Annotated in this window: 5 protein-coding genes; 1 reads left to right on the forward strand and 4 read right to left on the reverse strand. The window is 68.9% G+C overall.

Annotated features, from left to right (window positions below):
- The coding region (locus tag FFS09_RS30120) for a DUF2889 domain-containing protein (RefSeq protein WP_137922582.1) at positions 1 to 570 on the forward strand (570 nt) is incomplete at its 5' end.
- On the opposite strand, the gene FFS09_RS30125 is transcribed toward FFS09_RS30120, so the two are convergent.
- The 4 genes from FFS09_RS30125 to FFS09_RS30140 form a co-directional block, all read right to left on the reverse strand.
- A complete protein-coding gene (locus FFS09_RS30125; RefSeq protein WP_137922583.1) occupies positions 539 to 2,110 on the reverse strand; it encodes an AMP-binding protein in 1,572 nt (523 codons plus the stop codon). The genes FFS09_RS30120 and FFS09_RS30125 overlap by 32 nt on opposite strands.
- Before the next feature lie 11 nt (positions 2,111 to 2,121).
- Positions 2,122 to 3,117, reverse strand: coding sequence for an NAD(P)H-dependent flavin oxidoreductase (locus FFS09_RS30130; protein ID WP_137922584.1), 996 nt, complete (start codon positions 3,115 to 3,117; stop codon positions 2,122 to 2,124).
- Positions 3,114 to 3,950 (reverse strand): enoyl-CoA hydratase/isomerase family protein, encoded by an 837-nt coding sequence (locus FFS09_RS30135; protein WP_137922585.1) that lies wholly within the window; start codon positions 3,948 to 3,950, stop codon positions 3,114 to 3,116. The genes FFS09_RS30130 and FFS09_RS30135 overlap by 4 nt, the downstream gene beginning before the upstream one ends.
- Before the next feature lie 102 nt (positions 3,951 to 4,052).
- The coding region (locus FFS09_RS30140; RefSeq protein WP_252374575.1) for a winged helix-turn-helix domain-containing protein at positions 4,053 to 6,736 on the reverse strand (2,684 nt) is incomplete at its 5' end.

Raw genomic sequence — 6,736 nt, forward strand, 5'->3', positions numbered from 1 at the left:
ATGGAGCAGACCCTTTCGACCCCACCCACCCGAACCCTGGTGCACACGCGCCGTGTCACTTGCAACGGCTACGCTTGCGGCGATGGCACGCTACAGGTCGAGGCGCAACTGCAGGACATCACCGCTGGCGGCACCGACCTGTACTTCAAGCGCCTCGATGCGGGCGAGGTGATTCACGGCATGCGCCTGACGGTCACGCTGGATGCCGAGCTGGTGATCCAGGACGTGGTGGCCGCGATGGACGACACGCCCACGCCCTGGTGCGGGGAAGCGCCGCCGGCCTACGCGGCACTGAAGGGGCTGAAGATCGGACCGGGCTTCACCCGCGCGGTCAAAGCCCGGGTCGGCGGCATCCAGGGCTGCACCCACTTGACGGAGCTGTTGGGACCGTTGGCCACCACGGCGATGCAGACCTGGTTCGCGATGCGGCGAGAGAACGGGAGCTTGCGCGCACAACACGCCGGCGAAGGGCCGATTCCCCGGCCCCATGTGGTGGGCACCTGCCAGGCCTACCGGGCCGACGGCCCCGCCCTCGCCGTCATCTGGCCGGTGCACCGCCGGCCGGTGTGACACCCCAGCGCACGCGCAGGGCCTTCTTGTCGACTTTGCCGAGCGAGGTCATGGGCAGTTCCGTTTCGAACGAGATCGTCTTGGGCGCGCACACCGATCCTTTGCGTTCGGCCACAAAGGCCGTGAGTTCCTGTGCGCTGACCTGCTCGCCGCGATTGAGGACCACCAGCGCGGTCACGGCCTCGCCCCACTTGGCGTGGGGCACGCCGATGACGGCGCTCGACGCCACGGCGGGGTGCTGGGCCAGGCAGTTCTCCACCTCGGCCGAGTAGACGTTGAAGCCGCCGCTGATGATCATGTCCTTGGCGCGGTCGACCAGATAGAGGTAACCGTCGGCGTCCATCCGGGCCAGGTCGCCGGTGTGCAGCCAGTCGCCCGCAAACGCCTTGGCGGTTTCCTCTGGCCGGTCCAGGTAGCCCGACATCACCAGCGGGCCGCGCACGCAGACTTCGCCGATCTCGCCGGGCGCGACCTCGCGCAGTGCGGTGTCGAGCAGGCGCACCTCGTTGCCGGGCAAGGGCCGTCCGCAAGAGGCCAGCCGCTGCGCATCGTGTTCGTCGCTGCGCAGGTAGCTGATGGTCATGGGTGCCTCCGCCTGGCCATAGACCTGGCCAAAGATGGCACCCATCTTTTGCAGGCCTTCGGTCAGCCGGGCGGGCGCCATCGGGGCGGCGCCGTACCAGATGCGTTGCAGGGCGCTCAGGTCGGCATCGGCCAGCGCGGGGCAGTCCAGCAAGCCGTAGATCTGGCTGGGGACCAGAAAGGTGCAGCTGATGCGGTGGGCCGCGACGGCCTGCAGAAAACGGTCGGGCTGGTACTTGTCCATGAAGAACACGGTGCCACCGCGCAGCAAGGTCGGCAACACGAAGGCGCCGGCCGCGTGCGAGAGCGGTGTCGCGGCGAGGAAGCGGACCTCGGCGGGCCATTCCCAGCACGCCAGCTGTTGCAACGTCATGGTCACGGCGGTGCGCTGGCGCTGCACCACGCCCTTGGAGCGCCCAGTGGTGCCCCCCGTGTACGAAATCTTCGCAATGTCGCCGGGCAAGACCTCCAGCGGCAGGTCGCCGTCGTCCTGCTGCGCAGCGGCGGCCAACAGGTCGTGGCCGAAGGGTGCGGGCCCCAGCGTGAGCACGTGTTCCACGATGCCGAGACCCGCCAATACGGCGCCGCGTTCGGCGTGCAGAGGGGTGTCGATCACCAGGGCGCGGATGCCGGCGTCCTTCAACACGAAGGCCTGGTCCTCGGCCGACCCCAGCGGGTGCAGGGCGCACAGGCGCAGGCCCAGCCACTGCGCGGCGATGTTGAGCACCACGGCCTCGGCGCGGTTGCCCGAGAGCAGGGCGATGCCGTCCTGGTGCCGCAGGCCCATGGCCTTGAGCTGGCGCGCGACCTGCTGGCAGCGCCGCTCCAGCGACTGGTAGCTCAGGCAGATGCCGTCGCCGACGAGGGCGTCGCGCGATGCAAACGCCTTGAAGGCGGAGCGGTAGAGCGCGGCGACGGTCGAGCCCTCGTGGAGTTGCGCCGCATCGTGTGTCGTCATGGTCTCGCCTTTCATTTCACGTTTCCAATCCCGTTCGAACCGAAGAGGTTGTGCGCCGCGTCGAGGGCGGCCCGGCATTCGCTCACCATGCGCGCCACCAGTTCGGCGCAGGTGGGCAGGTCGTCGATCAAGCCAATCACCTGGCTCGCGGTGATCAGGCCCGCACCCACATCACCGGTCTCCAGCGCGCTGCGCCCGCGCGCGCCCGACAGCAGGTGCTTGAGCTCGTCGTGGCTGGCCCCGCCCGGGCGGCGTTCCAGGGCCAGCACCTCGCGCGCCAAGGTGTTGTCGAAGTGGCGCGCGGTGCGCTTGAGGCTGCGCTTGATCAACACCGTGTCGCGTTCGCTCGCCGCCAGCAGCGTCTGCTTCACGTGTTCGTGCACGGCCGACTCCTGCGTCAGCATGAACCGGGTGCCCATGTTCACGCCGTCGGCGCCCAGGACCAGGGCGGCCGCCATGGCGCGCCCGTCGGCAATGCCGCCGGAGGCGATGACGGGCACACACAGGGCGCGGCGTGCGGCGGGCAACAGCACCAGCAAGGGCACATCGTCTTCGCCCGGGTGGCCCGCCGCCTCGAAGCCGTCGATGGAAATGATGTCCACGCCCAGGCGCTGGGCCGAGAGCGCATGGCGCACGCTGGTGCATTTGTGGATGACGGTGATGCCGTGTGCCTTGAGTCGGGCGATCACGGGCTGCGGGTTGTTGCCCGCGGTCTCCACGATGCGCACGCCGCTGTCCACGATGGCTTCGACCCAGTCGTCGTAACGCTGCGTCTGGTCCAGCAACGACAAGGTGAGGTTGACGCCAAAGGGCTCATGCGTGAGTGCGCGGGTTCGGGCGATTTCCCGGCACAAGGCATCGGGCGTGGGTAGGGTGCGCGCGGTCACCATGCCGAGCGCGCCCGCGTTGGACACCGCCGCCGCCAGCTCAGCCCGTCCTACCCATTGCATGCCCCCTTCAACGATGGGGTAGCGGATGCCCAGCAAGTCGGTGATGCGGGTCTTCATCGGGTGTTGGGGCGATCCCAGTCGTACGCGGCGGGTGTGCCATTCACGAAACCCGCCACGGCCGTGGCGTGGTAACGCGTGGTGACGGCAATGCCTTGCGCCTGGCCTTCGAGTTCGGCCAGGGTGGCGTAGGGGGTTTCGAAGCTGCGGTTGAACAGCTTCTTGGTCAGGCCCATGGCTTCGCGCGAGCCCGCCGTGAAGCGGTGGGCAAACGACAAGGCTTCCACGTCCAGCGCTTCGGGCGCGTGCACCGAATGAACGAAGCCCAGTTGCTGGCCCTCGGCCGCGCTGATGCGCCGCGCGGTCAACGCCAGCTCCTTGGCCTTGGGCATGCCCACGGCGCGCGGCAAAAAGTAGAAGGCGCCGAGATCGGGCACGAGGCCCACCTTGGCGAAGGACATGCAGAACACGGCACGGCTGGACGCCAGAATGAAGTCCGCCGCCAGCGCGATCGAGAAGCCCGCGCCCACGGCGGGCCCGTCCACCGCGGCGATCACCGGCATTTCCAGCGAGTGCAGGCGCTCGATCCAACCGTGGTAGTTGCGGATGCGTGTGCGCATGTCGTCGGCCAGGTTGGCCTCGGGATCGGTGTCTTGCTGGCGCGCCAGGGCCGCCTTGAGGTCGCCACCCGCGCAGAAGCTGCCGCCCGATCCGGTGATCACGAGCGCGCGCACGTTGCGGTCGGCCTGGACCCGGTCCAGCATCTCGGCGTAGTCGGCGTGCAACTCGGCGGACAAGGCATTGCGTGCCGTGGGGCGCTGGTGGCAAAAACGGGCCACGCCGTCGTCGATCGACAGCTGGGAGGTGCGCAAGGAAATGGGTTCGCTCGCCATGGGGTCCTCTGGGGGAGGGCCCGACACAACGTGGGCCTCGTGTGCCCATGATGTCGGCCGAGCGTGTGGGTGGCGCCACCCGCGGTGGGGGGGCGCGGGTGCTCAGCTGCCCCAGCCCATGTCACGCACGCGTGCCACGGCTTCGTCGCGGCCGGCCACCTGCAGCTTGGCGTAGAGCCGGCTCAAGTACCACTTCACGGTCTCGGGTGACAGGCCCAGCGCGCGGGCGATTTTCTTGTTCGGCATGGCCTGGGCCAGCAGCCGCAAGACCTCGATTTCGCGCTCGCTGAACATGTCCGCGTCCACCTTCGCGGTGCTGCGGTCGGGCGCCTGCGGTGCATCAGTCCCCGGCATGGGCACCCGGGCATGGGTGGACTCCAGCCGTTGCACGTAGAAGGCCAGCACCGGGTCCAGGGTCTCGGACTGCGCCAGCTCGCGGATCAACTTGCGCACGCCAGGGTCGGCATCCAGCAGGCTGCGCAACAGCCCGAGCTTGTGTCCGCGGCGCAGCGCTTCCAGCATCTTCTGACGCGCTGCGTCCTGCCTTCCGCGCCGGGCATCCACGGCGGCGCTCAGGGCCAGCATGTGCGCCGCCACCCGTTGGCGGCCACGTGCTTCGCATTGTTCAACCAGGGTGACCAGGCGGACCGCCGCGTTGTCAAAGTCGCCGCGCGCCAGGGCCAGGCCCACCCGCGCGCGTTCGGCCAGTTCGCGGATTTCGTCCAGTGAGTTCTGTTGCACCTGGGGGTGCCGTGCGTCGACCTCATCCAGCCGTGCCAGCACGGCTTCGGCTGTCATCATCTCGCCCAGCAGCAGGTGGCGCTGCATCTGGTCGGACAGGCTGTAGGCCAGCAAACGGTCGAGGCCGAACCGCGTCGCATAGTCTTCCAGCCGCTCCAGATAGGTGAAGGATTCCAGCCGGTGGCCGGCTTGCCAGTGCGCGGCCGACAAGAGGCGAAACACGCGCAAGACCGCGTCGGGGATGGTGATGCGTTCGAGCACATCGACCTTGTCTTCCAGCAGCGCGCGCGCCTGCTGCGCATCGTTGCGTTCGTAGAGCACGTCGCCCAGCAGGGCAATGGCCAGGTAGTACGTGTCCACGCACGCCTTGCCACCCTGTTCGGCCTCCGCGACCACCGCGCGGTAGATGCGCTCGGCATGCGTCATCTGGCCTTCGAAGGCGTAGCTCAGGCCCACCAGGCAGCGCCCCTGCAGGCTGCCGCCCGCGGTGCTGGTGAGCGGGACGCCGTCCACCAGCAGCGGCGGCGCGTCGAGCTGCACGCGGCGCGCCTTCTCGTATTCGCCCTGGTGCATGTGCAGCCAGGACAGGATGTTGTTGCGCCCACCCAGTGCCACCGCGTCCACGCCCGGCGGCGCGTTCAGCAGGTGGGGTAGCTGCTTCAATGCGCCATCGCTGTCGTCGCGTTGCACGCACAGCGTGGCCCGCAGCATGGCAAGGTGGAAGCGCTGGAGCACATCGGTTGGCGCGAGCCGCTGTTCCATCCTGTCCAGGCTGTGCGCGCACGCGTCGAGCTCGCGCATGTAGAGCTGCGAACGCGCGGTCCACATGCACAACATGAAGCGTTGCTCGACCTGTTCGGTGGGCAGCAGGCGCAGCAGCGAAATCAGTGTGCGCCGTTCGCCACGCACGAACAAGGGCAGGGCGCAGCGCTCGACCAGGTCGGCCGCCATCGCGGCTTCACCCGCCTGCACGGCGTGCCGGACGGCTTCGTCGAGCTGGTCCCGGTCGCGGAACCAGAGCCAGGCGCGGTTGTGAATCTCGCGCTGGCGTTGCGGGTCCATGGCGCTGAAACGGGTCAGCAGGGTTTCGCGCAGCAGCGGGTGCAGGCGGTACCAGGTTTCGGGGTCGGGGCTTTCCACCGGTACCACGAAGAGGTTGTCCTTCTCCAGCCGCGCCAGAAACGCCACCGCCTGGCCCACGTTGTCCGGCTGGCCCATCAAGGCCGCACCGAGGGATGCGCAGAAACGGCTGCAGGGCGCCACGCACACCAGCGCCTCCAGCTCGACGGGGGACAGCCGGTCCAGCACCTCGTGCTCGAAGTAGCGCGCGAAGGCCTGTGCATCCCGCAGCGCCACGGGCATGGCCGCGTCGTGCGGTTTTTTCTTGCGGTCGATGGACAGCAGCTGCAGGCCCGCGACCCAGCCATCGGTCAGGTCGTGCAAGGCGCGTGTGGCGCGTGCGTCCAGCTCGCCGAGCTGCGCCTTGAGCAACTGCTCGGTCTCCGCCAGCGAAAAGCGCAGATCGCGCCAGCCAATTTCCAGCGTCTGGCCCTGGCTTCTCAGGCGGCCGAGCGACAAAGGGAGTTCGCTGCGCGAGACCAGGGCGATGTGCAGCTTGGGCGGTGCGTAGTCGAGCAGCCATTGCAGGGCTTCCTGAATCGCCGGGTCGCTCAGGTGGTGCGCGTCGTCCAGCACCAGCACCAGTTCGCGCGGGTGGGCCGCGATGCCGTGCACCAGCGAGATCGCCAGGCGCTCGGCCGCATCGGAACCCTGGCCACCGCCCCCCACCAGCGCGGCTTCGCGCACCAGGGCCGGATCGACTTCGGCCACGCTGGCCACGAGGCAATCGAGAAAGCGGGGAAGCTCGTTGTCCTCCGCGGCCAGCGACAGCCATGCGACGTCAAAACCCAGCGGGATGAGCTCGCGCCGCCAGGCCGCCAGCACGGTGGTCTTGCCGGAGCCGGCCGGCCCGGTGACCACGATGCAGCGATGCCGGCGCGCCTCCAGCAGGCGTGCCAGCAGCGCGGCGCGCTCCACGACCCGCC

Source organism: Hydrogenophaga sp. 2FB (assembly GCF_005503365.1).
Classification (GTDB): domain Bacteria; phylum Pseudomonadota; class Gammaproteobacteria; order Burkholderiales; family Burkholderiaceae_C; genus Hydrogenophaga.